General features: G+C 72.4%; 26 protein-coding genes. 18 read left to right on the top strand and 8 right to left on the bottom strand.

The window, feature by feature from the left end; translation table 11 throughout:
- The first annotated feature begins 3 nt into the window (after positions 1-3).
- The 3 genes from yidC to AC1DIW_RS20655 all read left to right on the top strand — a co-directional run bounded on the left by yidC (position 4) and on the right by AC1DIW_RS20655 (position 3,048).
- Positions 4-843: a membrane protein insertase YidC gene (gene yidC / locus AC1DIW_RS20665; protein ID WP_478110587.1), complete on the top strand. Its 840-nt coding sequence runs from the start codon at positions 4-6 to the stop codon at positions 841-843.
- 64 nt (positions 844-907) lie between these two features.
- Entirely contained in the window at positions 908-1,534 is a 627-nt protein-coding gene (locus tag AC1DIW_RS20660; protein ID WP_478110586.1) for a DinB family protein, read from the top strand.
- Positions 1,531-3,048 carry a sulfatase family protein gene (locus AC1DIW_RS20655; protein ID WP_478110584.1) on the top strand — a complete coding sequence of 506 codons (1,518 nt, stop codon included), beginning with the start codon at positions 1,531-1,533 and terminating at the stop codon, positions 3,046-3,048. The genes AC1DIW_RS20660 and AC1DIW_RS20655 overlap by 4 nt, the downstream gene beginning before the upstream one ends.
- Positions 3,049-3,099: 51 nt before the next feature.
- Here AC1DIW_RS20655 and AC1DIW_RS20650 read toward each other — a convergent pair whose 3' ends face one another.
- On the bottom strand, positions 3,100-4,029 hold the full coding sequence (locus AC1DIW_RS20650; protein ID WP_478110582.1) for a CHAD domain-containing protein: 930 nt from the start codon (positions 4,027-4,029) through the stop codon (positions 3,100-3,102).
- 85 nt (positions 4,030-4,114) lie between these two features.
- Here AC1DIW_RS20650 and AC1DIW_RS20645 point away from each other — a divergent pair, with 85 nt between their 5' ends.
- The 5 genes from AC1DIW_RS20645 (at position 4,115) to AC1DIW_RS20625 (ending at position 9,373) form a co-directional block, all read left to right on the top strand.
- The gene (locus tag AC1DIW_RS20645) at positions 4,115-5,089 is read left to right on the top strand and encodes a S1C family serine protease (RefSeq protein ID WP_478110580.1); all 975 of its coding nucleotides are present in this window, start codon (positions 4,115-4,117) and stop codon (positions 5,087-5,089) included.
- Between the two features lie 93 nt (positions 5,090-5,182).
- The gene (locus AC1DIW_RS20640; protein ID WP_478110578.1) at positions 5,183-6,238 is read left to right on the top strand and encodes an AAA family ATPase; all 1,056 of its coding nucleotides are present in this window, start codon (positions 5,183-5,185) and stop codon (positions 6,236-6,238) included.
- Positions 6,217-7,242, top strand: a complete 1,026-nt coding sequence (locus AC1DIW_RS20635) for a DUF58 domain-containing protein (protein WP_478110576.1) — start codon at positions 6,217-6,219, stop codon at positions 7,240-7,242. The genes AC1DIW_RS20640 and AC1DIW_RS20635 overlap by 22 nt, the downstream gene beginning before the upstream one ends.
- Positions 7,243-7,266: 24 nt before the next feature.
- Positions 7,267-8,256: a VWA domain-containing protein gene (locus tag AC1DIW_RS20630; protein WP_478110574.1), complete on the top strand. Its 990-nt coding sequence runs from the start codon at positions 7,267-7,269 to the stop codon at positions 8,254-8,256.
- A 1-nt stretch (position 8,257) separates the two neighbouring features.
- The gene (locus AC1DIW_RS20625) at positions 8,258-9,373 is read left to right on the top strand and encodes a VWA domain-containing protein (protein WP_478110572.1); all 1,116 of its coding nucleotides are present in this window, start codon (positions 8,258-8,260) and stop codon (positions 9,371-9,373) included.
- 67 nt (positions 9,374-9,440) lie between these two features.
- Here the strand turns inward: AC1DIW_RS20625 and AC1DIW_RS20620 are convergent, their stop codons facing one another.
- From AC1DIW_RS20620 to AC1DIW_RS20610, 3 genes are read right to left on the bottom strand one after another with little or no spacing between them, the layout of a single operon-like run.
- The gene (locus AC1DIW_RS20620; RefSeq protein ID WP_478110570.1) at positions 9,441-9,875 is read right to left on the bottom strand and encodes a VOC family protein; all 435 of its coding nucleotides are present in this window, start codon (positions 9,873-9,875) and stop codon (positions 9,441-9,443) included.
- Positions 9,876-9,899: 24 nt separating this feature from the next.
- The gene (locus AC1DIW_RS20615) at positions 9,900-11,333 is read right to left on the bottom strand and encodes a sensor histidine kinase (protein WP_478110568.1); all 1,434 of its coding nucleotides are present in this window, start codon (positions 11,331-11,333) and stop codon (positions 9,900-9,902) included.
- Positions 11,330-11,980 carry a response regulator transcription factor gene (locus AC1DIW_RS20610; RefSeq protein WP_478110567.1) on the bottom strand — a complete coding sequence of 217 codons (651 nt, stop codon included), beginning with the start codon at positions 11,978-11,980 and terminating at the stop codon, positions 11,330-11,332. The genes AC1DIW_RS20615 and AC1DIW_RS20610 overlap by 4 nt, the downstream gene beginning before the upstream one ends.
- A 94-nt stretch (positions 11,981-12,074) precedes the next feature.
- Between AC1DIW_RS20610 and AC1DIW_RS20605 the strand changes: the two genes are divergently transcribed.
- The 5 genes from AC1DIW_RS20605 (at position 12,075) to AC1DIW_RS20585 (ending at position 16,862) form a co-directional block, all read left to right on the top strand.
- Positions 12,075-13,295 carry a hypothetical protein gene (locus AC1DIW_RS20605; RefSeq protein ID WP_478110565.1) on the top strand — a complete coding sequence of 407 codons (1,221 nt, stop codon included), beginning with the start codon at positions 12,075-12,077 and terminating at the stop codon, positions 13,293-13,295.
- Positions 13,292-14,272: an ABC transporter ATP-binding protein gene (locus AC1DIW_RS20600; RefSeq protein WP_478110564.1), complete on the top strand. Its 981-nt coding sequence runs from the start codon at positions 13,292-13,294 to the stop codon at positions 14,270-14,272. Before AC1DIW_RS20605 ends, AC1DIW_RS20600 begins: the two co-directional genes overlap by 4 nt.
- Positions 14,259-15,143 carry an ABC transporter permease gene (locus AC1DIW_RS20595; RefSeq protein ID WP_478110563.1) on the top strand — a complete coding sequence of 295 codons (885 nt, stop codon included), beginning with the start codon at positions 14,259-14,261 and terminating at the stop codon, positions 15,141-15,143. The genes AC1DIW_RS20600 and AC1DIW_RS20595 overlap by 14 nt, the downstream gene beginning before the upstream one ends.
- Positions 15,144-15,207: 64 nt before the next feature.
- Positions 15,208-16,224, top strand: a complete 1,017-nt coding sequence (locus AC1DIW_RS20590; protein WP_478110561.1) for an alpha/beta fold hydrolase — start codon at positions 15,208-15,210, stop codon at positions 16,222-16,224.
- Positions 16,224-16,862 (top strand): methyltransferase family protein, encoded by a 639-nt coding sequence (locus AC1DIW_RS20585; protein WP_478110560.1) that lies wholly within the window; start codon positions 16,224-16,226, stop codon positions 16,860-16,862. Before AC1DIW_RS20590 ends, AC1DIW_RS20585 begins: the two co-directional genes overlap by 1 nt.
- Positions 16,863-16,944: 82 nt before the next feature.
- Here the strand turns inward: AC1DIW_RS20585 and AC1DIW_RS20580 are convergent, their stop codons facing one another.
- Both AC1DIW_RS20580 and AC1DIW_RS20575 read right to left on the bottom strand, forming a co-directional pair.
- Complete coding sequence (locus tag AC1DIW_RS20580) at positions 16,945-17,298, bottom strand: cupin domain-containing protein (protein WP_478110558.1); 354 nt, start codon at positions 17,296-17,298, stop codon at positions 16,945-16,947.
- Positions 17,299-17,307: 9 nt separating this feature from the next.
- Entirely contained in the window at positions 17,308-17,766 is a 459-nt protein-coding gene (locus AC1DIW_RS20575) for an SRPBCC family protein (RefSeq protein ID WP_442280667.1), read from the bottom strand.
- Between the two features lie 249 nt (positions 17,767-18,015).
- Between AC1DIW_RS20575 and AC1DIW_RS20570 the strand changes: the two genes are divergently transcribed.
- The 5 genes from AC1DIW_RS20570 (at position 18,016) to AC1DIW_RS20550 (ending at position 21,431) form a co-directional block, all read left to right on the top strand.
- The gene (locus AC1DIW_RS20570; RefSeq protein WP_478110557.1) at positions 18,016-18,504 is read left to right on the top strand and encodes a DUF4440 domain-containing protein; all 489 of its coding nucleotides are present in this window, start codon (positions 18,016-18,018) and stop codon (positions 18,502-18,504) included.
- Positions 18,501-18,923 (top strand): PNPOx family protein, encoded by a 423-nt coding sequence (locus AC1DIW_RS20565; RefSeq protein WP_478110555.1) that lies wholly within the window; start codon positions 18,501-18,503, stop codon positions 18,921-18,923. The genes AC1DIW_RS20570 and AC1DIW_RS20565 overlap by 4 nt, the downstream gene beginning before the upstream one ends.
- Positions 18,924-18,961: 38 nt before the next feature.
- Complete coding sequence (locus tag AC1DIW_RS20560; RefSeq protein ID WP_478110553.1) at positions 18,962-20,062, top strand: DNA glycosylase AlkZ-like family protein; 1,101 nt, start codon at positions 18,962-18,964, stop codon at positions 20,060-20,062.
- 19 nt (positions 20,063-20,081) lie between these two features.
- The gene (locus tag AC1DIW_RS20555; RefSeq protein ID WP_478110551.1) at positions 20,082-20,684 is read left to right on the top strand and encodes a dihydrofolate reductase family protein; all 603 of its coding nucleotides are present in this window, start codon (positions 20,082-20,084) and stop codon (positions 20,682-20,684) included.
- 69 nt (positions 20,685-20,753) lie between these two features.
- A complete protein-coding gene (locus tag AC1DIW_RS20550; RefSeq protein ID WP_478110549.1) occupies positions 20,754-21,431 on the top strand; it encodes a class I SAM-dependent DNA methyltransferase in 678 nt (225 codons plus the stop codon).
- 100 nt (positions 21,432-21,531) lie between these two features.
- On the opposite strand, the gene AC1DIW_RS20545 is transcribed toward AC1DIW_RS20550, so the two are convergent.
- Together AC1DIW_RS20545 and AC1DIW_RS20540 are read right to left on the bottom strand one after the other, a co-directional pair.
- A complete protein-coding gene (locus tag AC1DIW_RS20545) occupies positions 21,532-22,296 on the bottom strand; it encodes a GNAT family N-acetyltransferase (protein ID WP_478110547.1) in 765 nt (254 codons plus the stop codon).
- Between the two features lie 51 nt (positions 22,297-22,347).
- A complete protein-coding gene (locus tag AC1DIW_RS20540) occupies positions 22,348-24,351 on the bottom strand; it encodes a VWA domain-containing protein (protein WP_478110545.1) in 2,004 nt (667 codons plus the stop codon).
- Positions 24,352-24,357: the final 6 nt, after the last annotated feature.

Raw genomic sequence — 24,357 nt, 5'->3', positions numbered from 1 at the left:
CCCATGCCTGACTTCCTGCCTGCCCTGTTGTCCCCCGTCACCGACGCCGTCGCCGCGGTCCTCGCGGTCACTCACGACGTCGCAACCGCGATCGGTCTGAGCCCCGGCTCCGCGGGCGCCTGGCTGCTCGCCGTCCTGCTGCTCGTCGTCGCCGTCCGGACGATCCTGCTGCCCGTCACGATCCACGGGGTCCGGTCGTCGCACGCCCGCGCCCATGCAGCGCCCCAGTTGCGCGAGCTGCGCCAGAGGTATGCCGGCAGCCGCGACCTCGAGCAGCTCACCGCGATGCGGGCCGAGCAGAAGGCGATCCACGCCGAGCACGGCGTCTCGGGGTGGAGCCTAGCGCCGGCGATGCTCCAGCTGCCGCTCATCTATGCGCTATACCGGGTCGTCTCCGACCTCACCGCCGGCCACGCGGTCGGGGCGCTCGACGCCGGGCTCGTCGCCTCGGCGGCCACGGCCTCGATCGCCGGTCTGCACCTGACGAGCCACCTCGGCTCGACGCTCTCGGCCAGCCTTCCCGCGGGACTCGTCATGGTGGCGCTGGCCGGCGGCGCGGCACTGCTCAGCCTGCTCGCGCAGCGCTGGTTCGTGCTGCCGATGACCGATGTCGCCGACCTGCCCGAGGGGATGGCGACGGTCCAGCGGCTCATGCCGTGGCTCGGCGCCGTGGGCGTGCTCGCGGCGGCATCCTTCGTGCCGGCGGGGCTCGTCGTCTACTGGCTCTTCAACAACGCGTGGACCTTCATGCAGCAGGGCCTGATCTGGCGGTTCGCGCCGACCCCCGGCTCGCCGGCAGCGGCGCGTCGCGAGGGCAGGGCGCTGGAAGGCGCGACGTCCTGAGTGGCAGCCACCCGGCATACGCAGGCTCTTCGCGTCGTCGGCGGCGGCGTCTAGCGTGGGCGGGGTGAGCGCGACGACGAACGCACCCGCCGATGCGGGGATGACCGATGAGCTCCTGCGCTACCTCCAGCAGGGCCGCGACGCCCTGCTGCGGTCGCTCGACGGGCTGGGCGACTACGAGGTGCGCCGCCCGCTGACGCCGAGCGGCACCAACCTGCTCGGCCTCGTCAAGCACGTGGCCGGGGTGGAGCTCGCCTATCTCGGCGACTCCCTAGGCCGACCCTCGGGCGAGCGGCTGCCGTGGGTCGAGGACGGCTCGATCTGGGATTCCGCCGACATGTGGGCGACCGCCGAGGAGTCGCGTGAGGACCTCGTCGCGCTCTACCGCCGGGTGTGGGCGCACTGCGACGCCGTCGTGCGCGAGCTGCCGCTCGACGCCCCGGCGAGCGTGGCGTGGTGGCCCGAGGAGCGTCGGCACACGACGCTGGGCTCACTGCTCGTGCGGTGCGTCGCGGAGGTGTCGCAGCACGCCGGGCACGCCGACGTCCTGCGCGAGTCGATCGACGGACGCGGCGGCCGGGACCACGACGAGATGGGCGACGACGCGTGGTGGACCGCGTATGTGGCGCGCATCCAGGCCGCCGCGGACGCCTACCGGACGAGCAGCGTTGCGACGGAAGACGGCTCATGAGCACGCGCCGGCCCAACATCGTCTTCCTGCTCAGCGACGACCACGCCGCGCACGCGATCGGCACCTACGGCTCGGTCGTCAACCGCACGCCGCACATCGACGCGGTCGCGAGCGCCGGTGTGCGCCTCGACAACCTCTTCGCCACCAACTCGCTGTGCGCGCCGAGCCGTGCCTCGATCCTCACCGGCACCTACAGCCACGTCAACGGCGTCACGACGCTCGACACCTTCATCGACGCGTCCCAGCCGACCTTCGTCACGGCGCTGCGCGAGGCGGGCTACCGCACGGCTTTCGTCGGCAAGTGGCACATGGGCCAGGGCAGCACCGACGGGGTCGACCACGACCCGCAGGGCTTCGACCGGTGGGACGCGCTCATCGACCAGGGTGAGTACCACGACCCGCGCTTCCTCTCCCCCGACGGGCTGCGGGTCGAGCGCGGCTACGCGACCGAGCTCATCACCGACCTCGCGATCGACTGGGTCGAGTCGCTGGAAGGCGAGAGCTCGGGCGAGGACCCGTGGTGCGTGCTCGTCTGGCACAAGGCGCCGCACCGCCCGTGGGAACCGGACGCCGCCCACGAGGGGTTGTATGCCGAGGGCGGGCCCCTCGGGGGCGCGCCGATCCCGGTGCCTGCAACGTTCACCGACGACCTCGCCGGCCGCTCCGACACGGCACGGCGGGCGGCGATGCGCGTCGCCGACCACCTGACGGCCGAGGACCTCAAGCAGCCCGTGCCCGAGGGGCTGACCCACGACGAGGAAGCGCTGTGGAAGTACCAGCGCTACATGGAGGACTACCTCGCGTGCGTCGCCTCCGTCGACGACAACGTCGGCCGCATCACGGACTGGCTGCGGGAGCGCGGCGACCTCGACGACACGATCGTCATCTACTCCTCCGACCAGGGCTTCTTCCTCGGCGACCACGGCTGGTTCGACAAGCGGTTCATGTACGAGGAGTCCATCCGGATGCCGTTCGTGCTCTCCTACCCGCGAGCCGTCGGGTCGGGGCAGTCGCTCGACCGGATCGTCACCAACGTCGACATCGCGCCGACCCTGCTCGAGGCGGCCGGGGTCGAGGTGCCGCCGCGCATGCAGGGGCGGTCGTTCTGGCGCGACCTCACGGCCGTGGCTGAGGGGCAGGCCGATCGGGAAAGCGGTCGGGACCGGGACACCGAGGGCTTCTACTACCGCTACTGGATGCACGACGACCGCAGCCACCAGGTCGGGGCGCACTACGGCTATCGCACGCACCGCTACACGCTGATCTTCTTCTACAACGACGGGCTCGGGCTGCCCGGCTGCTCCGACCGCCGCTTCGCCCAGGAGTGGGAGCTCTACGACCTCGAGGCCGACCCGGAGGAGCTGCTCAACGTCGCCGACGACCCGGCCTACGCGCAGGTGCGCGACGAGCTCGAGGCACGGATGTGGCTGGCCCAGAAGGAGGTCGGCGACGACCCCCATCCGGACCAGCCCGTCCCGCGCCTCGTCTCAGCTGGAAACCGCAAACACCCCTGAGCCAGCTCCCAGCCACTCGTGCCGGCTCGCGGACGAGGCGGTGGAGAACGGTCAGGCGGTGACGTCGATCTCGTCCAGGAGGTCGTCGATCGAGTGCCAGGCGTGCTTCTCGAGGGTCGCCATCGCGCGCTGCTCGTCAGCGTCGAGATGGCCGAGGAGGAAGGCAGCTGCCTCCCCGAACGCCTCGTCGAGGGCGAGGTGGCGCAGGGTCGCACGGGTCATGACGGCGTCGTGGTGCTCGCCGAGGGCCATCTGCACCGCCTTGGACAGGTCGGTGATCCGCCCCATCCGCTTGCCCCCGACGGGGCGCGCGGTCTCGGCCGCGTAGCGCAGCCGCTTGGCCGCCTTGCGCACCTCGTGGAGCCGGGCGGCACGGTCGGCGTCGTCGTGCGGCGACGACCCGTGCTCCCCCGTCGCTCCCCGGACGTCGCCGTCTGAGCCGTCCCGGGCTGCGCCCGCGAGCCGGGCGAAGCGGCGGGCCTCGTGGCGCACCCGCTTGCGGGCCACCGGGCGGGCGTCGCGCAGCGCCACGTCCGTGAGGGGCGGGTGCGTGACGACCTCGTCGAGCAGGATGATCAGGGCGGCATACGCGGTGGAGTCGAGCGTCTCGTCGACGACGTCGCCGGCGGCGGTCGCGTCGAGGCGCAGCCGGGCGCGCAGACCGGCCACGGCGGCATCCTCGTCCCGCCCCGCGAGCGCGAGGTCGTCGAGCAGGTGGTCGGTGATCTCGGCCGCGACCTCCGCATCCCGGGACTGCCCGAGTTGCACGGACGCGGCCTTGAGCTCGGCGCGGAGCGGCTCGGTGACGGACGCGTCGAACACCGGCCGGAAGGTCGCCAGCACCGACCGGATGCGCCGCATCGCCACCCGGAGGTCGTGCACACCCGACGAACCACCCCCGCGAGCAGCCGTCTCGGCCAGCCGCAGGGCATCCCACTGGTCGGCAAGGCGCTGACGCACGAGGGTCCCGACGGACGACATACCCCTTATCTACCGTGTGCCGGGGCCGGCGTCCTTGCTTCGCGTGATCCTGTGAAGTCTCGACAAGCCCCTTCCGCCCCGGTCGATGAAACGTATCGTCGAGAAGGTGGCACGGGTCACCGCTCCCTCCGCACGCGACACTGCCGTCGACACTGCCGTCGAAACCGCCGCCAACACTGCCGCCGCCGGTGCCCGGCTTCCCCTGCTCGCTCCCACCCCGCAGCCGGACGAACCTCCGCCGCCCCGCCGGTGGGACCGCGCCCGCGCCCGGCTGGCCCGGGTGCCACGCAGGGCCTGGTGGGGTCTCGTCGCGCTCGTTGTCGTCGTCGCGTTGGTGACGACGTATGCCGTCACGCGACCTCCGGGACCGCCCGTCCTCACCCAGCGCGACGTCGACACGAGTGTCCAGCGCGGCATCGCGAAGCAGGCCGAGGCGGACGCGGCCGCCCCGGCCGACGCGTCCGTCGCGCACGCGGCGATCGCGCCCTCGCTCGTGCTCATCCAGACCCGGGAGACCGTCGACAGCCGCCCTGCGGAGGGCACGGGCGCCGGTGTGGTCGTCAACGCCGACGGCACCGTGCTCACGGCGCTGCACGTCGTCGACGGGGCGAGCGCGATCACCGTCACGTTCGCCGACGGCACGACCTCCCCGGCGACGATCGCGAGCCGCAGACCGGACAGCGACATCGCGACGCTGACCCCCGCCACCCTGCCGGAGACGGTCGTGCCGGCGGTGCTCGGCGCGGGGGTGGCGGTCGGGGCGCCGGTCTTCGCCGTGGGCCACCCGCTCGGGCTCGTCGACTCGCTCTCGGCCGGGGTCGTCTCGGCGCTCGACCGGACGGTGAGCGTCACCGGCAACCGCAAGCTCGAGCACCTCATCCAGATCGACGCAGCGGTCAACCCCGGCAACTCCGGCGGCCCGTTGCTCAACAAGGCCGGCCAGGTCGTCGGCATCGTCACGGGGCTGGCCAACCCCACCGACCAGAGCCTCTTCGTCGGCATCGGCTTCGCGGTCCCGATCGCGACCGCGGCTGGGGCGGCGGGCAGCCCGCCCCGCTGAGGCGACCCAACCGGCCGGGCGACGACACGGACAACGACACGGACAACCACACGGCATACGCGAACCACACTCGGCAACGACCAGGAGGACGGCATGGACGGCGACGCACCTACTGGTCGGCACGCGCTCGAGCAGGCGCTCTACGAGGTGAAGCGGACGATCGTCGGGCAGGACGTGCTCGTCGAGCGGATGCTCGTGGCACTGCTCGCGCGGGGGCACCTGCTCGTCGAGGGCGTGCCGGGGCTGGCGAAGACGATGGCGGTCAAGACGCTCGCGCAGGCCATCGGCGGCGACTTCCAGCGGATCCAGTTCACCCCCGACCTCGTGCCGGCCGACCTCGTCGGGACGCGGATCTACAACCAGAAGGAGGGCGAGTTCCAGGTCTCTCTCGGGCCGGTCTTCGCCAACCTCGTGCTCGCCGACGAGATCAACCGCGCGCCGGCGAAGGTGCAGAGCGCGCTGCTCGAGGTCATGCAGGAGCGGCAGGTGACGATCGGGCGCGAGACCTTCCCGGCGCCGGACCCGTTCCTCGTCATGGCGACCCAGAATCCCATCGAGTCTGAGGGGACGTATGCGCTGCCCGAGGCTCAGGTCGACCGCTTCATGCTCAAGGTGCTCATCGGATATCCCTCTGCCGCTGAGGAGTTCGTCGTCGTCGAGCGGCAGATCGCCGCCGCCGTCGCGACGGTCAAGGTGCTCGACCCGGAGATGCTGCGCGGTTTCCAGCGCGAGGCGGACGCCGTCTACGTCGACCCCGCGGTGATCGAGTATGCCGTCCGGCTGGCCACCGCGACCCGCGATCCTGCGGGCGCCGGCCGGCCCGACCTGGCCCGGCTGCTGACCTACGGCGCGAGCCCGCGGGCGTCGATCAACCTCGTCCTCGCCGCTCGGGCGCTGGCGTTCCTGCAAGGACGGGACTACGCCCTGCCCGGCGACGTGCGCGACCTCGCTCGAGACGTGCTGCGGCACCGGATCGTGCTGTCCTACGAGGCGCTGGCCGAGGACCTGTCGTCCGACGACCTGCTGGCGCCGCTCCTCGAGGCCGTGCCCGTGCCGACCGCGCCGCTGGGAGAGCGGACGAGCGGCTTCGACGGGGCTGGCCTGCCTGGTGCTGCTGGGGACTCGACATGGGCGCGACCGCCCCGCTGAGCGCCGAGCGCCTGCTGCGACGCCTCGAGTGGAGGGTCGTGCGGCGACTCGACGGGCGACTCCAGGGCGACTACCGCACCCTCTTCCGCGGGTCGGGGCTCGACTTCACCGACCTGCGCGAGTACGTGCCGGGCGACGACCTGCGCCACATCGAGTGGAACGTCACGGCGCGGCTCGACGAGCCCTACGTGCGGCAGTTCGTCGAGGACCGCGAGCTGACGGCGTGGCTGCTGCTCGACCACTCGGCGTCGATGGGCTTCGGACCGGTGGACCGGCAGAAGGACCTCGTGCTCGCCGAGGTGGCGACGACGCTGGCACACGTGCTGACCCGCGGCGGGAGCCGGGTCGGCGCGATCATCATGGACACCGGCGTCGACGCGGTGATCCCGCCGGCGTCGGGCCGCAACCAGGTGCTGCGGATCGCGAAGACCCTGCTCGACCGGCGCGAGGCCCGGGCCGCTGCTCTCGAGCCGGCGGCCCCCCAGCGTCGACGGGGCCCACGCCGGGGGGAGACCGCCGGGCCCAACCCTCCGGGCGTGCGCCGTGTGCCGGGTCGTCGAGGACGCGTCCGAAGCCCAGCCCCCTCGGGGGCCGTCACGGACCTCGGGGCGCTGCTCGCGACGGCATACGGCATCGCGCGCAGGCGGTCGCTCGTGCTCGTCGTGTCGGACTTCATCACGGCGGACGGGTGGGAGGCCCCGCTGTCGCGACTGGCGCGCCGGCACGAGGTCGTGGCGATCCAGGTCATCGACCCGCGCGAGAGCGAGCTGCCCGACGCGGGCGGGGTCTACGTCGAGGACGCGGAGACGGGCGAGCAGATCTTTGTCGACACGAGCGACGTCGGTTTCCGGGCCCGGCTGGCCGCGGCGGCGGAGGCGCGGCAGGCGGACCTCGAGGCCCGGGCGCGCAAGGTCGGTGTCGACCTGTGCCCGCTGCGGACTGACGACGACCTCGTGCGGTCACTCATGCGGATCTCGGAGCTGCGGCGCCGGAGACGGCGATGAGGCGGCGGCGATGAGGTGGCGGCGATGAGCGGGGTGTCGCTGACGTGGCCCTGGGCGCTCGCGGGGCTGCTCGTCGTGCCGCTGCTCGTCGTCGCCTACCGGCGGGCCCTGCGGACCGCGGAGGCGCGACGGCAGGAGCTGGCGGCACAGGGTCTCGTGCTGCCGCCGCCTCGCGGACGGTGGCGGCACGTGGGACCCGCGCTGCTCCTCGCGGCCCTGGCCGTCATGGTGCTGTCGCTGACGCGGCCGGTGGCCTCGATCGCGGAGCCGCACCGCGAGGGCACGGTCGTGCTCGCCTTCGACGTCTCGAACAGCATGGCCGCGACGGACGTGCTGCCGTCACGGCTGGAGGCGGCGAAGGCTGCGGCGCGGTCGTTCGTCGCGAAGCAGCCGTCATCGGTGCGCATCGCTGTGGTGGCGTTCGGCGGGTCGGCGCTCGTGACGCAACGGCCGACCGAGGACCGGGCCGCGGTGCTGGCCGCCGTGGCGCGGCTGAAGCCCTCGGGGGACACGTCGCTCAGTCAGGGCATCCTCAGCGGGCTCGGTGCGATCGTCGGCCGGCCGGTCAAGCCGCCCGGCGACGCGGAGAAGGGGACGGACGGGGAGACGCCGATCGGCTACCACGGCGGGACCGCGATCGTGCTGCTCACCGACGGCGAGGACACGTCGGACACCGGGCCCTCCGGCGCGGCCGATCTCGCGTCGGCGGCGGGAGTCCGGATCGAACCGATCGGGCTCGGGACGCCGAACGGGACGACGATCGAGGTGGACGGCTTCAGCATCGCGACGGCCCTCGACGAGTCGTCCCTGCAGGCCATCGCGGCCACCACCGGCGGGACGTACCGGCGAGCGTCGGACGCGGCGTCCCTGGCGGCGGTCTATGACGCGATCGAGCTGACGTGGACGGCGCGGACGGTCCCGCACGAGGTGACCTCGTGGCTGGCGGCGCTCGGTGCCGCCCTGCTGCTCGGCGGGGCCACGGTGTCGGTCCTGCGACAGGGGCGGGTGATCTGACGTGACGTTCGGGCTGCCGTGGATGCTGCTGGTGCTCGGGTTCGTGCCGGTGCTGCTCGGCGTCTACGTGTGGCAGCTGCGGCGTCGACGTCGGCAGGCGGTCCGTTTCTCGAACGTCGCCCTGCTGAGGACTGCGGGTGTCGGGGCCCGGTCATGGCGGCGGCACGTGCCGGTCGTCCTGGTGCTGGGTGCCCTGGGACTGCTGGGGGCGGCGAGCGCCCGGCCGACCGTGCGGGCCGAGGTGCCGGCGTCGAGCTCGACGGTCATCCTCGCCCTGGACGTGTCGGGGTCGATGTGCGCGACGGACGTCCTGCCGAACCGGTTGAGCGCCGCGCAGGCGGCCGTGCGGTCGTTCGTGCAGGGGCAGGACGGGGAGACGAAGATCGGCCTCGTCGTGTTCTCCGGGTTCGCCCAGCTGGCGGTGGCGCCGACGACCCACCGGGACGAGCTCCTGGCGGCCCTGGACGCCGTGACGACGGGCCGCGGGACGACGATCGGATCGGCGATCCTGCGGTCGATCGACGCGATCGCCGAGCTGGACCCGAACGTGGCGCCGTCGGATCCCGTCGACGAGCCGACGACGGACGGGCCCGGCATCGGTGGCCCGACGCCCACACCGAGGCCGACGGCCGGTGGGCCCGCTGGTGGAGCGGTGGACGTGGCGCCGGAGATCATCGTGCTGCTCACGGACGGGGCCAACACCCGTGGCGTGACGCCGTCCCAGGCGGCCGAGCAGGCCGCGGCGCGCGGGGTGCGGGTCTACCCGATCGGCTTCGGCACGACGAACCCGACCCAGATGGCCTGCACACGCGACCAGTACGGCAGCTTCTCCGTCCCGAGCAACCGCGACCTCACCGGTGCCGGTGCCGGGGCGCTGGGCGGCCGCAGCTTCCTCGTCGTCGACGAGGCCGCCCTGAGGAACGTCGCCAACAAGACGGGTGGCACGTACTTCGCCGCCACCGACGCCGACGGCCTGACGAAGGTGCTGGCCGACCTCCCCAAGCACGTCACGGTGAGCGAGCAGGACATCGACCTCAGCGCCGCCTTCGGCCTGCTGGCCGCCCTCGTCCTGCTGACGGGCCTCGCGCTCTCGATCGGTCGCCACCGCCCCCTCTGAGCACCTTTGCGCCGCGCAGAAACACGCGGGGCGGCACAGGACGTCGGTCCTCTTCCGCGACGGTGGTTCAGTCGAGGCAGAACTCGTTGCCCTCGATGTCCTGCATGACGATGCACGACTCGTTGAAGCCATCGGCGCGCATCAGTCGCTCGCGCACCGCACCGAGCGCGACGAGTCGTGCACACTCGGCCTCCAGCGCGGCCAGACGCTCCTCGCCCACGAGGCCGGTGCCCACCCGGACGTCGAGATGCACCCGGTTCTTGACGACCTTGCCCTCGGGGACGCGCTGGAAGAAGAGGCGCGGGCCCGCCCCGGTGGGGTCGATGCAGGCGAAGGCCGAGCCCTGGCGCTCCGCCGGCAGCTCCCGGTCGAGCTCCTCCCACGAGGCGTACCCCTCTGGCGGGGGAGGCACGACGTAGCCCAGCACCTCGCACCAGAAGCGAGCGACTCGCTCCGGTGCTGCGCAGTCGAAGGTGACCTGGACCTGCCTGACCGTCGCCATCGCTCCACCCTAGGGGTGATCGGGTCAGCGGTCGGGCGGAAGGCAGACCACGGCCCGCAGACCCGGTCCGGCGTCCTCGAGGCGCACGTCGCCACCGCTGCGCCGCAGCAGCGCCCGCGTGATCGGCAGGCCCAGTCCGCTGCCTCCGCTGTCCCGGTCGCGAGCCTCGTCGAGCCGCAGGAACCGGTCGAAGACCCGGTCGCGGTCCTCGATCGGGATGCCGTGCCCGTCGTCGGTGACGGTCACCTCGACCTGGTGTCCCACGGCCGTGGCGTCGAGGACGACCAGGCTGCGCGCGTGCCGGACCGCGTTGTCGACGAGATTCGTCAGGGCTCGGGTCACGTCGACGGCGGGCGCGAGGGTCCGCAGCCGGCGACCAGCCAGCCCGGGCGATGTGCGCACCGGGACACGAGCGCCGGCATAGCGGTCGGCGACGTCCGAGAGGAGCGCGGTGACGTCGACGCCGGCGGACGGGCGAGGCGTCGCGGCGTCCTCCGCCCGCGCCAGCAGGAGCAGGTCGTCCGCGAGCACCGTCAGGCGGTCCACCTCGGCCAGCAGCCCCACCGGCAGGTCGCCACCCTCACCGAGCCGATGAGCCACCTCGAGCTGGGTGCGCATGCTGGCGAGCGGGCTGCGCAGCTCGTGGGCGGCGTCGGCGATGAAGGAGCGCTGCTTCCGCCGGGCGACCGTGATCCGGTCGAGCATCGCGTTGAGCGTCGCCGCCAGGGCGCTGACCTCGTCCCGCGTCGGTGGCACCGGCAGCCGCTCGCTCTCCGAGGACGACTCGTCGATCCGTTCGGCGCCGCGTCGGAGCGCCTCGACCGGCGCGAGGGCAGCTCCGATGACGCGCCAGGCGATGACGGCCAGGACTGCGAGGAGCAGGGGGAAGATCCACAGCAGCAGGGTGCGAAGCGTCCTGGCGCTCTGCTCGATGTCCCCGGTGGGCGCCGCCGCGACGACGGCGTACTCACGGCCCGTCGCCACGGCCGCTCCGGCCGGAACCGCCGCGAGCTGCAGACGGCCGGAGAGGCCGGAGCGGCTGCCCGGCACGATCACCTGCTCGCCGGCGAGGGCGCGCCGCAGCTCGTCGGGCGTGACGAGCGGGGTCAACCGGTCCGCCGTCACCGACCCGGACACGACGCGTGACTGGGCATCGAGGACCTGGACGACCTGGGACCCGGAGACCGGCACCGGGTCGGGCATGCGCCCCGCATCGACGAGCAGGGCCACCTGTTGGGCGCTGGCCCGGGCCGAACCCTCGATGGAGCGACCGAGCGAGGCGGTGAGGACCGCGTAGAGCACGAGGCCACCGATGAGGAGCGCGGCGGCGAGGCCTGCGATCCCGACGAGCAGCAGCCGGGCCCGGATGCTCAGCCTGGCGAACCGGTGCCGCACCGACCTGCGGGGCGAGTCACCGGGCTCGCCGGGCTCGCCGGGCTCGCCGGGCTCGCCGGTCACGTCGCCATCCGGTAGCCGACGCCGCGCACCGTCTCGATCCGCGTCCTGCCGAGCTTGCGGCGCAGGTAGCCGATATAGACCTCGACGACGTTGGCGTCATCGAGGTCCCCCCAGACCTTCAGGAGGAGGTCCTCCTTGGGGACGACGGCGGGATGCGCACGCAGGAGGTGCTCGAGGAGGAGGAACTCCCGGGGAGCCAGCGAGACCTCCGCGCCGTCGACCTCGACCCGGTGGGCCGCCGGATCGAGGGTCACGCCGGCGGCCTCGATCACCGCCGGACGAGGCGTGGGGTCACGGCGGACGAGGGCCCGGAGCCGGGCCACGAGGACGACGAAGGAGAACGGCTTGGTCAGGTAGTCGTCCGCGCCGTAGTCGAGTCCGTCGGCCTCGTCGTACTCCCCGTCCTTCGCGGTGAGGAGCAGCACCGGCACCCAGTTCTGCTCGGCCCGAAGCGTCTTGACGACCGTGTAGCCGGACATCCGCGGCAGCATGATGTCGAGGACGACGGCGTCGTAGGTGCCGAAACGCGCTGCCTCGAGGCCCGCCTGCCCGTCCGCGACGTGGTCGACGACGAACCCCTCGGCCGTCAGGCCGCGCACGACGGCGGCGGCCATCCGGGCCTCGTCCTCCACCAGCAGCACCCGCACACTGCCACGATGCCACGGGGGCGAGACGACGTGCGGCTCGTCGCGGATGCGCGGTCTCAGGGGGCTCTCAGCAGCCGGCACGCACGATGGACCCATGAGCATCTTCCTCGACCACCCCCGGACCCGTTGGGCGCTGCCCGTCGCAGCGGTGGGTGTCATCGGCGCCGTGGCCCTGACCGTCAACCAGACGGCCAACGCCGACAGCGGACTGCCGTCCCGCACCGCTGCCCAGCTGCTCGCGGACGTCCGCACGGCGAACGTCTCGAGCCTCTCCGGCACCGTCGTGCAGAGCTCGGATCTCGGTCTGCCCGAGATCCCGGGCCTGGCCGGCTCGGGGCGGCCGGGCTCGGCGAGCAGTTCGATGACCTCGCTCGTCTCCGGCACGCACACCTGGCGGATCTGGCTCGACGGCCCCACTCGCCAGCGGCTCGCCCTCATCGGCGGCAACGGCGAGTCCGACGTCATCCACAACGGCGCGGACGTCTGGCTGTGGTCCAGCGCGGACAAGTCTGCGGTGCACCACACGCTGGATGCCGACCAGGCGCGCGCCGGCGCGACCGGCAAGCACCCGGAGAACGCCCCCTCGGCCGGAGTCCCGGGTCCGCTGCCGTCCGGCGTTCCCCGCACGCCCGACGAGGCGGCCGCCGCGGCCCTCGCCGTGATGGGCAAGGACACGGCGGTGACGACGTCGGGCACGTCGTCGGTCGCGGGCCGCTCCGCGTACGAGCTGGTCCTCACCCCGAAGGACAGGACCACCCTCGTCGGATCCGTGCGGATCGCCATCGACAGCCAGGAGCACGTCCCGCTGCGCGTCCAGGTCTACTCGACGAAGCGGACGAACCCGGCGTTCGAGGTCGGCTTCACGGCCGTCGACTTCGCCAAGCCGGACGCTCGCCAGTTCGCGTTCACGCCGCCGGCCGGCACGACGGTCACCCAGTCCGACGCCGCGCCCCCCCGGCGCGACGGCGGCGGCACCAAGCCGACCGCGCCCTCGTCCGGCGCCGTGGCCAAGGCGCCGGGGTCCCCGCGGATCGTCGGCTCCGGGTGGAGCACGGTCGTCGTGGTCCCGTTCGCCCTCCCGACCTCGACGTCGAGCTCGCCGTCGACCTCGCAGAAGGGCGCCGGCGGTTCCGCGGCTGACAGCGCGGCGCAGCTGAACGGCATACTCAAGGCCCTTCCCACCACGTCTGGCACCTGGGGCCGCGGGCACGTGCTCGAGGGCACCCTGTTCACGCTCGTCCTGACGGACGACGGCCGGGTCGCCGTCGGAGCCGTCGCTCCGGACCAGCTGTACCGGGCCCTGGCGGCGAAGTGACCCGACCACTCGAGGCGGTGCGGACGTCTGCCCCCGGGACCAACCGGCCCGATCTCGCGATCGCGTCCCGGGGGCTGACCAAGTGTTTCGGCGGCAAGGCCGCCGTGGACGCCGTCGACCTCGTCGTGCCACGGGGCTCGGTGTACGGCTTCCTCGGGCCGAACGGCTCGGGCAAGACGACGACGATCCGGATGCTGCTCGGTCTCGTGCGACCGTCCGCCGGCACGAGCAGCCTTCTGGGCGAACGGATCCCGCAGGGTGGCCAAATCGTGCTGCCCCGCGTCGGATCCCTCGTCGAGGGTCCTGCCTTCCACCCCTACCTGTCCGGCCGGGCCAACCTGCAACGGCTCGATGCGGCGGACCTCACTGCGGACCCACGAACCGCCAGGCAGCGCATCGACGCCGCACTCGATCGGGTGGGGCTGCTGGCAGCCGCGGGCAAGCGCTACCGCGCCTACTCCCTGGGCATGCGCCAGCGGCTGGCCATCGCCGCCGCCCTGCTCCGGCCCAGGGAGCTGCTCGTGCTCGACGAGCCGACGAACGGCCTTGACCCACAAGGAACTCGCGAGGTGCGCCACCTTGTCGCGTCGTTGGCGTCGGACGGCACGACGGTCTTCGTCTCGAGCCACCTGCTGTCCGAGGTGGAGCAGATGTGCACCCATCTCGGCGTCATGCGAGACGGTCGGCTCGTCGCCCAGGGCTCCGCCTCCGAGGTGCGCGGCGGGGCGGCCCCGACGGCGCGGGTCCTCACGGAACAGCCCACCGTCGCGGCGGAGATCATGTCGCAGCTCGGCCTCAGCGGCGTCGAGGCGGTGCCCGGCGGGGTCCGCGGGGCACCGGACGGCATCGCACCGGAGAAGATCGTCGCTTCGCTCGTCGAGGGCGGCGTCGGCGTCAAGGAGTTCACCGTGACCAGCCCCAGTCTCGAGGACCTCTTCCTGTCCCTCACCGGGGAGGGCTTCGATGTCAGCGACTGAGCCGGTCCTCACCGACGCCCCTGCCACGACCCGCCCGGCCGGCGCGCCACCGAGGCGGCGGCTGTCCACGCGGCTCCTGCGGTCCGAGCTGCGCCTCATCGCCGGCCGCCGGCGCAACCAGATGGGACTGCTCGTCCTGGCCGCGGTGCCCGTCCTCATCGCGGTCGCGGTGCGGATCTCGTCGCCACGCGAAGGGCGGGGGCCGGACTTCCTGTCCTCCATCACCTCGAACGGACTGTTCGTGCCGCTCGCTGCCCTCAGTGTCGAGCTGGGGCTCTTCCTCCCCCTCGCCATCGCGATGCTCGCGGGGGACTCGGTGGCCGGCGAGGCGAACCTCGGGACCCTCCGCTACCTGCTGACCGTGCCGGTGGGCCGGACCCGGCTGCTCGTCACGAAGTACGTCTCGCTCATGATCGGCGCGCTGTGGGGAGTCGCCGTCGTGGTCCTCGCCGGGACGGTCGCCGGCATCGCCCTCTTCGGCACCGGACCGATGCTGACCCTGTCCGGCACCGAGATCCCGTTCGGCTCGGCCGTCTGGCGGGTCGTGTTCGTCAGCCTCTACATCGCGGCAGGACTGGCGGCCCTCGGCGCCGTGGGCCTCTTCATCTCGACGCTGACCGAGCAGCCGCTGGCCGCCACGGTCGCGCTCATGATCTTCACCATCCTGTCGTGGATCGCCGACTCGGTCCCCCAGATCGCCTGGCTGCACCCGTGGCTCCTCGTGGACCAGTGGATGGCGTTCGGCGACCTGCTCCGCGACCCGCCCTTCTGGGACAACGTCAGCCAGGGCCTGTGGGTCGACCTGGCGTATGCCGTCGTCTTCGGGTCGCTCGCCTGGGCCCGGTTCGCGGGCAAGGACATCACCAGCTGACATCACCAGCTGACATCACCAGCTCACATCACCAGCTGACCCCGTCCGGCTGTTCACTGGTGGTGTGGCAGTGCAGCACCTCGGAAGGGCGCCGCTCGCGAGTGGCGCGCGCGTGGCATACGCCCTGACGGGCAGCGGCCCGTACCTTCTGGTCGTGCCGGGCTGGCTCAGTCACCTCGAGATGGGGTGGGCGATTCCCGCCGAGCGGACGTTCCACGAGGCGCTGTCGTCGGGGCGCACCCTCGTGCGCTACGACCGTCCCGGGTGCGGCCTGTCCGACGCCTACGAGGGTCCCCGCACGATGTCGCTCGAGCTCGAGACGATCGCCGCCGTCACCGACGCGGTGGGCGCCTCGCGCTTCGACGTCCTCGGCTGGTCACTGGGTGCCCCGGTGGCGGCACAGTGGGCGGCCGAGCGACCGGAGACGGTCTCGCGGCTCGTGCTCTACGGCGGCTGGGTCACCGGGGGCTCGCTCGGTGACGAGGACAGCAGGCGTCACCTGCTCGGCCTGCTGGCGACCCACTGGGGCCTGGGCTCGGACGTGCTCACCGAGCTCTTCGCCCCGGAGGCCGACGCCGAGACCCGTCGGATCGTTGCGCGCTACCAACGCGCTGCCTCGTCGGCCGACACCGCGGTCGCGCTGCTGCGGCTCGCCTACGAGCTGGACGTGTCGCCGAGCCTCGGGCGGGTCCAGGCGCCGACGCTCGTGCTGCACCGGCGCGGAGACCGGGCCGCCCCGCCGGGTGGAGGCCGGATGCTCGCGCGGGCGATCCTCGGGGCGGAGCTCGTCGAGCTCGAGGGCCGCTCGCACCTTCCCGCGAGCGGCGACGCGCAGTCCGTGGTCTACCACGTGCGACGGTTCCTCGGTCTGATGCCGCTGCGTCGAGCCGTGTCGACCGGGCTCACCGCGCGGCAGACGGAGGTCGCGGCACTCGTAGCCGAGGGCCTCACGAACCGTCAGCTCGCAGAGCGGCTGGGCATCTCCGAGCGGTCGGCCGAGTCGCACCGCGCACGACGACCTTCTGGGCGGTCACCATCGACCTGTCACTCCTGCTGCTCTTCGCCGTCCAGCACTCGGTGATGGCACGTCGCGTGGTGAAGGCCCGACTCCGTCGACTCGTCCCGGTCGAGCTGGAGCGCACCACCTACGTCCTCGCCACGAATCTCTGTCTCGCGCTGCTGCTGGCGCTCTGGCAACCGTGGGACGAGCAGATCTGGCGCGTCGACGGCTCGGCCGCAGCCGTCCTCTGGGCGCTCTGCGCGGCCGGCTGGGTCCTCGCGATCGCGTCGACCTTCGGCGTCGACCACCTCGAGCTCGTCGGGCTCCGCCAGGCCGGCTGGGCGAGCACCCGTGACACGGGGCCGTCCTCCGACCTGCAGGTCGACGGGCTCTACGCCTTCGTGCGGCACCCGTTGATGACGGGGCTCGTGCTCGCCTTCTGGGCCACCCCTCGTATGAGCGCACCCCACCTGCTGTTCGCCGTTGCCGCCACTGCCTACATCGGCGTCGGGATCGTGTTCGAGGAGCGCGACCTCCGCCGGACGTTCGGGGCGTCGTACGACGAGTACGCCTCCCGCGTCCCCGCGCTCGTCCCCGCGCTCGTCCCCGCGCTCGTCCCGCGCTTGTGCCCGGACTCCGCCGGAGGCGAGGCGCCGCGAGTCCCACTGTCGTCGAGGGCGCGCTACGTCACTGCTCCACCCACCGGAGCACTGACGTAGCCGCCGACACCCCACCAGACGCTGGGTGACCCAACGCGCAGCGCTGGTTCCAATACCGAACCGCTCTCGACCCGCGAGATCCTCACTCGGGCTTGGCATACGCCTTGATGCCGGTGTCGAGCAGCAGGCACGGCTCGTCGCCCTCGGTCCACGCGTCGTGTCCGGGGGCGAGGTCCATGACGTCGCCGGGCCCAATGGCGATCTCGGTGCCGTCGTCGAAGCGGACGGTCATCCTGCCCGACAGGCAGATGCCGGTGTGGTGGGTCTGACAGGAGTCGGTGCCGGCGATGGGCTTGACGTCGTCGGACCAGCGCCAGCCCGGCTCGAACACGCCCCGGCCGAGGGTGAAGTCGCCGAGCGTGACCACGTCCATGTGGCCGTGGGCCTTGAAGGGCCGCTGCTCGTGGGGGGCGTCGATGCTCTGCTTGGCGGACATGGGTTCCTCTCATCCTTCGAACGAGGCCCGGAGCGCATCGACGGTGGCGGTGCGTTCGCGTCGGGCCATCCATCCCAGTGCCGGCGTGGCGAGCCGGTACCAGCCGTAGGTGTGCAGCTTCGCGTGGTGGCGCACCAGCGTCGTGCCGTCGTCCGCGGCCTCCAACGAGTAGCCGGGCCACCCCTCCGTCTTGAGCTTGCCGGACCTCGAACCGCTCCACCAGTGATACGTCAACGTGTGCGGCGCATCGAACTCCACGATCTCGCCGGGGGTCGGGCCGAAGCGCGTCTCGTCGACGTACGTCGTTCCCAGCGCCGGCTCTCCCGGCGACGTCTGCCGCGTATGCCGCCTGATACTGCCCTTCGCGGGCATCCACTCGTCGTACGCCTCGATCCCGGCGAGCCGGGCGAAGACGTCGCCGGGTGGCGCCTGGATCCTGCGCTCGAGCTCGAAGTCGACGACTCCCATGGTCCTCAGCATGAGCCGCCACACCGGCAACCTCAACCCCTTGGGTGCTCGGAGCCGTGGCGTGGCTGCTCACCGGGCTGGCCGGGCTGCTGTGGGTGCTCGTGACCGTGCTGCTGCTGGGTGCCCTCCGGCCCGGGTGCCCACCGCCTGGGTCCTGTCGAAGTACCAGGCCCAACCCCTGCCGCGAGCCGCCGCTCTCACCGTCGTCGGTTCGGCCGGACGCGCCCGTGCCATCGCTACGGTGGTGCCGTGACGACCGAGCAGCCTGGACGAGCCGACGCCGAGAGGGACACCGACACCGACGACGAAGCGATGATCCGGTCGGTGGTCGACGCGTTCTTCGGGGCCTTCGTCTCCGGCCCCGGCTGCGCTGCGCGGATGACCGAGCTGCGCGAGCTCTTCGTCCCGCGGGCCGTCGTCGTGCGGACCTGTGGCCTGGAACCCTCCGTCATGACCGTCGAGGAGTTCATCGCGCCGCGCGAGGCGTTGTTGACGGGTGGCGCGCTGACGGACTTCCGCGAGTGGCTCGTCGCGGGCCGCACCGAGGTGTTCGGCGACATCGCGCACTGGTTCGGCAGCTACGCCAAGGCGGGCCTGCAGGACGGTGTGCCGTTCACCGGGCGCGGCATGAAGTCGATCCAGCTCATCCGTACCGCCGAGGGTTGGCGCATCAGCGCCGCCGCCTGGGACGACGAACGCGACGGCCTGACGCTGCCCGCGGCCTCCGTCCGGCGATGAAGCTCGGCCCCGGCGAGGCGCTGGCGCGGCTCGTCGCCCACGATCACGGCATCCTCTGCACCGTCCACGCCACGCGCGGGGTCGACGCGGTGCCGTGCGTCTTCGCCGTCGATGCCGACGGCTTCGTCGGGGTGCCCGTCGACCGCGTCAAGCCGAAGTCGTCGACCCGACTCCAGCGCGAGCGCAACCTCGAGTCCGATCCGCGCGCAACGCTGCTCGTCGAGCATTGGGACCCAGACGACTGGTCGCGGCTCTGGTGGGTGCGCGCCTCGATGGAACGTGAGCCCGACCCGTGGCCGCAGCGCGAGGACGGCCTGGCCGCACTGCTGGCCGCCCGCTATCCCCAGTACCGGGACCGGCCCTTCGACCGCGTCCACGTACTGCGGATCATCGACGTGACGGGCTGGGCGGCGCGCTAGGCCGCCACGTGTCGGCGGTGGTGGCTAGGGTCGGCGACATGGTGGTCCACCAGCTCACAGTCGAGCACGCACGGCGCATCGCTGTGCACGCGCAGCTGCTCGACCAACCGCGTCCGACCGACCTCGTCGCGACGGTCGAGCGGCTGACCATCCTGCAGATCGACCCGACGGCGGCCGTCGCGCCCAGCGCCGACCTCGTGCTGTGGAGCCGGCTCGGCCGCACCTACGACCCCGCTCACCTGACCACGGCCATCGAGCACGACCGCACCCTCGTCGAGACCGTCGCCTACGTGCGCAGCCCCAAGGACGTCCCGGCCGTCCTCGCAGAGGTCCGCGAGGCCGAGCCCTACCCGTTCATGGCCGACTGGCTCGAGGCCAACGACTCCTTCCGCCGCGACATCCTCGCCAGACTCGAGGCCGACGGGCCACTGCTCTCGCGCGACATCGCCGACACGAGCGTCGTCCCGTGGCCCTCGACCGGCTGGACCAACAACCGCAACATCACCAAGATGCTCGAGGCCCTGGCCCTGCGCGGCGAGGTCGCCATCGCCGGGCGCAGTGGTCGCCAGCGTTACTTCGACCTGCCCGAGCGCGTCTACCCGCCCGACCTGCCGACGCTCACCCTCGACGAGGCCATCGCGCACCGCAACGAGCGGCGCCTCGCCGCCCTCGGCATCGCCCGCCCCACCGGCACGGTGATGCCAGGCGAGGGTCCCTTCGCCGGCGACGCCGGCGAGCCCGCCGAGGTCGAAGGGGTGCCCGGCACGTGGCGCGTCCACCCGGCATACCTAGACGTCGCGGGCGACTTCGAGGGGCGCACGGCACTGCTCAGCCCGTTCGACCGCCTCATCCACGACCGCGTCCGCGCCGAGCAGCTCTGGGGCTTCGAGTACATCCTCGAGATGTACAAGCCCAAGCACCAGCGCCGCTGGGGCTACTTCGCGCTGCCGATCCTGCACCACGACCGGCTCGTCGGGAAGCTCGACGCCCAGGCCGACCGCAAGGCCGGCACGCTCGTCGTCAACGCCATCCACGAGGACGTCCGCTTCACCAAGGCGACCACGACCGCCGTCCACCGCGAGATCACCGAGCTCGCAGCGTGGCTCGGCCTCACCCTCAGCGGCCCCGCCGCCCCCTGACCGACCCCCTAGGAGACACATGCGCAAGATCGTCGTCTACGTCATCACCTCGCTCGACGGGTCGGTCGACGACCCGAACCGGCTCTTCCCAGCCGACGTCGACCCCGACCAGCCACAACCGCCCACCTTCGACGACGAGCTCATCGAGCGCGAGAACGCGCTCATCGCTCAGCAGGACGCCGTGCTCCTCGGCCGCCACATGTACGACGCGTGGTCGCACTACTGGCCGACCTCCGACGTCCAGCCCTTCTCCGACTTCATCAACGGCGTCAAGAAGTACGTCGTCACCTCCACCCCGCTCCCCACGTCGTCCATCAAAGGGTGGGGCGACGCCGAGGCCGTCCAGGGCTCGCTCGCCGACATCGTCCGCGAGCTCAAAGCGCTGCCCGGCAACGACATCGGCGTCCACGGCAGCATCGAGCTCGCCCAGTCCCTGATCGCTGAAGGCCTCGTCGACGAGCTGCACCTCGCCGTGGCGCCCGTGGTCGACCCCGAGGGCCGTCGGCTCTTCGAGCGCGCCACGGACCTGCATCGACTGACGCTGGTCAGCGCGACGCCGACACCGACCGGCGCACTCTGGCTCGTCTACCGCCCCAGTGACGCCGCCCCAGCGTCCCGTTGACGCGTAGCCGTTGAAGCCGAGCCCACGACGAGCCCACGACGAGCCCAACCTCGACCACCCCAGGAGGTCATGAGCATGCCGCCCACCGACGGCACGAGTGAGCCGCTGCACGTCACGGAGACGCGGACGGCATACGACACGGTGGCCGTCGACTACGCGCGGTTGCTCGAGGACGAGCTCGCACGCAGCCCGCTGGACCGGGCCCTCCTCGGGCACTTCGCCGAGCTCGTCGACCTCGAGGGCGGAGGCACGGTTGTCGACGTCGGCTGCGGCCCCGGCCGGATCACCGGGCACCTGAAGACCCTCGGCCTCGACGTCAGCGGCGTCGACCTCTCGCCGGGGATGGTCGCCGAGGCGCAGCGTCGTCACCCGCAGATCGCGTTCCGCACCGGCAGTTTGGCCGCGCTGGACCTCGCCGACGACTCAGTGACTGGGATCGTCGCGTGGTACTCCGTCATCCACACCCCGCACGCGTTGCTCCCGGAGGTCTTCTCCGAGCTGCACCGCGTCATCCGGCCGAACGGGTTGCTGCTGCTGGCCTTCCAGGCCGGCGGCTTCTCCGTGCGACACGAGCAGGCCTATGGGCACGCGGTGACCTTCGAGGCGCACCGGCACGACCCCGACCGGGTGACCGGCCAGCTCGCGGATGCCGGCTTCCGGGTCACCGTCCACACCGAGCGCGCCGCGCAGGACTACGAGAAGACGCCGCAGGCCTTCCTCCTCGCCCGACGGGTGCGACTGCCGTAGCGGAGTCGATCACGCCATGGCCACGGCGTACGTCAGTGCTGCGCCCCACGCAGCACTGACGTAGGGCCGTCGCCGGAGCCGAGTCACTGAGTCGGGCAGGTCAGTCGTCGAGCTCGAGGATGCACGCGGTGCCGACGTCCACGAAGCCCACGCGTCGGTAGATCTCTGCCGCGGCGTCCGACCCCGCCGACAGGAACACGGTCTCGACGCCCCGTTCCCGGCAGGCGGCGACGAGGGTGCTCGTGATCGCGGTGCCGTGCCCGCGGCCGCGGTGACCGGGCGGCACGGCGATGCCCATGAGCTCGGCGACGTCGCCCCGGGGTGCCGCCGACCCGGCGCCGCAGAGGCGGTTGCCGTCGAACGACGCCACGACGACGAGGTCGCCGCGCTCCATCAGCTCGGGCTGCCGGCCCGGGTCCTTGGGCTGCACCTCGTCGTGGCCGGCGAATCCCGCCGACACCGACCCGAGAGCGAGCGACAGGTGTGGCTCGGCGGGATGCAGCTCCCGAGCCCGTGGGTCAGCGGCAACCGGGACGTTGCCGGGCATGACGAGCAACGGGTAGAGGTGCGGCTCATGACCCGCCGCACGTACGGCCGGCAGCAACGACGGTGTCACCGCGTCGACCCACTCGATGGCCCGCGGCACCCCGAGGGCCTGCTGGCGCTCGAGCACACGGCATACGTCCTCAGCGGTGAAGACGCCATGGCCGCCCAGCCGCGGCCGCGCGTAGAACTGCCACCCCGTGCCCTCGTCGGCGACGAACAGCGTGAAGGGGCCGACGTGCTCGACCGTGGCGACGGCGCGCGGGACGCAGTCGTAGTAGGCCTCGATGCGGTCCAGCCGCGCGTCAGGAGTTCGCCCCATCGCGCCACCATGGCAGTCGGCGGCCACCGCCAGCGACCGATTTCTGCAGGCTCAGCGCCGTCCGCGGCGGGTTCGGAGATAGTCGGCGACGACGTACTCGCCGAGCCGCGAGATGTCGGGCGTGAAGACGCGACCGCCGGCCCGTCGCGCGACTGCGTCGACGAACCGTGCGAGCCCCGGGTCGTCGCCGAGCATGAAGATGTTGAGCTGGGCACCGGAGCGCCGCAGCTCGTCGACCTGCGCGACCGTCGCCCGCACGGTCTCCTGGGTCGCCGGCCAGTGGAACGTCGGCCGTCCGTCGACCTCGAGGTGGGCCGTCGGCTCGCCGTCGGTCACGACGAGCACGACCGGCTCGGCCTCGGGGTGGCGCCGCAGGTGCCGCGACGCGAGCATCAACGCGTGCTGGAGGTTCGTGCCCTGCACCCACTCCGGCTCGGCCTCGGTGAGCTCGGTCGGGGTGAGCCTCCGGGCTGCGAGGTTGAAACCGATGATCTGCAGGGCGTCGTGTCGGAACCGGGTCTGTACGAGGTGCGAGAGCGCGAGCGCCGTCTGCTTCATCGGCCCCCACCGCCCCTCGTGGAGCATCGAGAACGACATGTCGACGCACAGCGCGACCGCCGCCACCGAACGTCGCTCGGTCTCGGCCACCTCGAAGTCCTCGACGAGCAGCTCCACCCCACCCGTGGAGTGCATCCGTCCGCCCCCTCGGGCATTTCGCTGGAGGGCGTTCGAGACGGTGCGCACCGTGTCGATGGGCAGCTCGTCGCCGAACTCCCACTGCCGACTCAGCCCGGTCAGCTCGTCGGCCTGACCTGCGGCGCGGTCGTCGTGGTCGCCGCGGCCGGCGGCCTCGACCCTCTCGAAGACCCGCTTGAGCGCCGTCTCCCCGAGCCGTCGCACGGCCCGAGGAGTGAGTCGCAGGCCGTCGTCACCACGCGAGACGTAGCCCTGGCGTTCGAGCTCACGCTCGAGCTGGCGCAGAGCCTCCATGTCCCGAGCAGCGTCAGCGCCGAGGTACTGCTCGAGCCGCTCGACGTCGACGTCGTCGAGGGTCGCGCCGAAGTAGCTTTGTCCGAGCTGCTCTCCCAGCTGCTCGAGATCGGCCAGCTCCGCCACCGCGCCGACGGCGTCGCCGTAGCCCATCGGCTCGCCGCCCTGACCCTGCTGCACGGGACTGCGACGGTCGAGCCCGGGCCGCAACGCACGGAGGTTGTCGGCGAGCTGCGCCATCTGCGAGGCGAGGTCGGGGTCGCCGAGGGCGTCGGACATGAGCTGGCCGAGCTGCTCACGCTGCTCGGGGGTCAGCGACGCCATGAGCCGCTCGGCCGCCGCCTGTCGGCGGGCCAGTGCGTCGATGAGCTCGTCGACGTTCTCAGGCTGCTCGGGGAAGAGGTCACCGTGCTTGTCCATGAAGTCGCGGAACTGGTCCTCGGTGTCCTCGCCGCGGGCGTGCGCGGCGAGGAGCCGGTTGAGGTCGGCGAGCATGTCCTTGACCGCCTGCATCGCCTGAGGGTCGTTGCCCGACAGGGCCTGCTTGAGCCCCTCGAACTGCGCCCCGACGACCTCACGCTGGAGCAGCTGCTGGATCTGCTCGTACGTGGCGCGCGCCTCGGGCGAGTGCCACGCGTAGTCCCCGAGCGCCCGCACGGCCCCGGCGACGTCGTCGGGGATCGTCGCGAGGTCCATCTCCGCCAGTCGGGCGTCGTCGCCGGACTCACCCGCGAGCGTGTCGCGCTCCTCGGCCAGCGCCTGGTCGAGCATCGCCCGCACCTGGTCGAGGGTGCCGCCCAGGTCACCCCGCCGACGGGCGGCCTCCCGCAGACGGCGTACGCGGTCGGCGAGGTCGTCGAGCCCGCGCCGCCCGTCCATCCCGCGGCGCATGAGCTCGCGCAGCGCCTCGCGCAGCGTGCCACCGGCCAGGACGTCCTGCCCGACCTCGTCGAGCGCGGACCGCACGTCGAACGGCGGCGCGAGCGGATCGGGTCCGCCGTGCCAGGGCGTGTAGCGGAAGCGCCCGTGCACGTCCCCGCCCTCGCCCGGGCCCCGCGGCGTCATCGGCAC

Source organism: Terrabacter sp. 01T434 (genome assembly GCF_056398545.1).
Note: the sequence above shows the minus strand (reverse complement) of the source record. Positions and strands in the feature narration are given on the sequence as shown.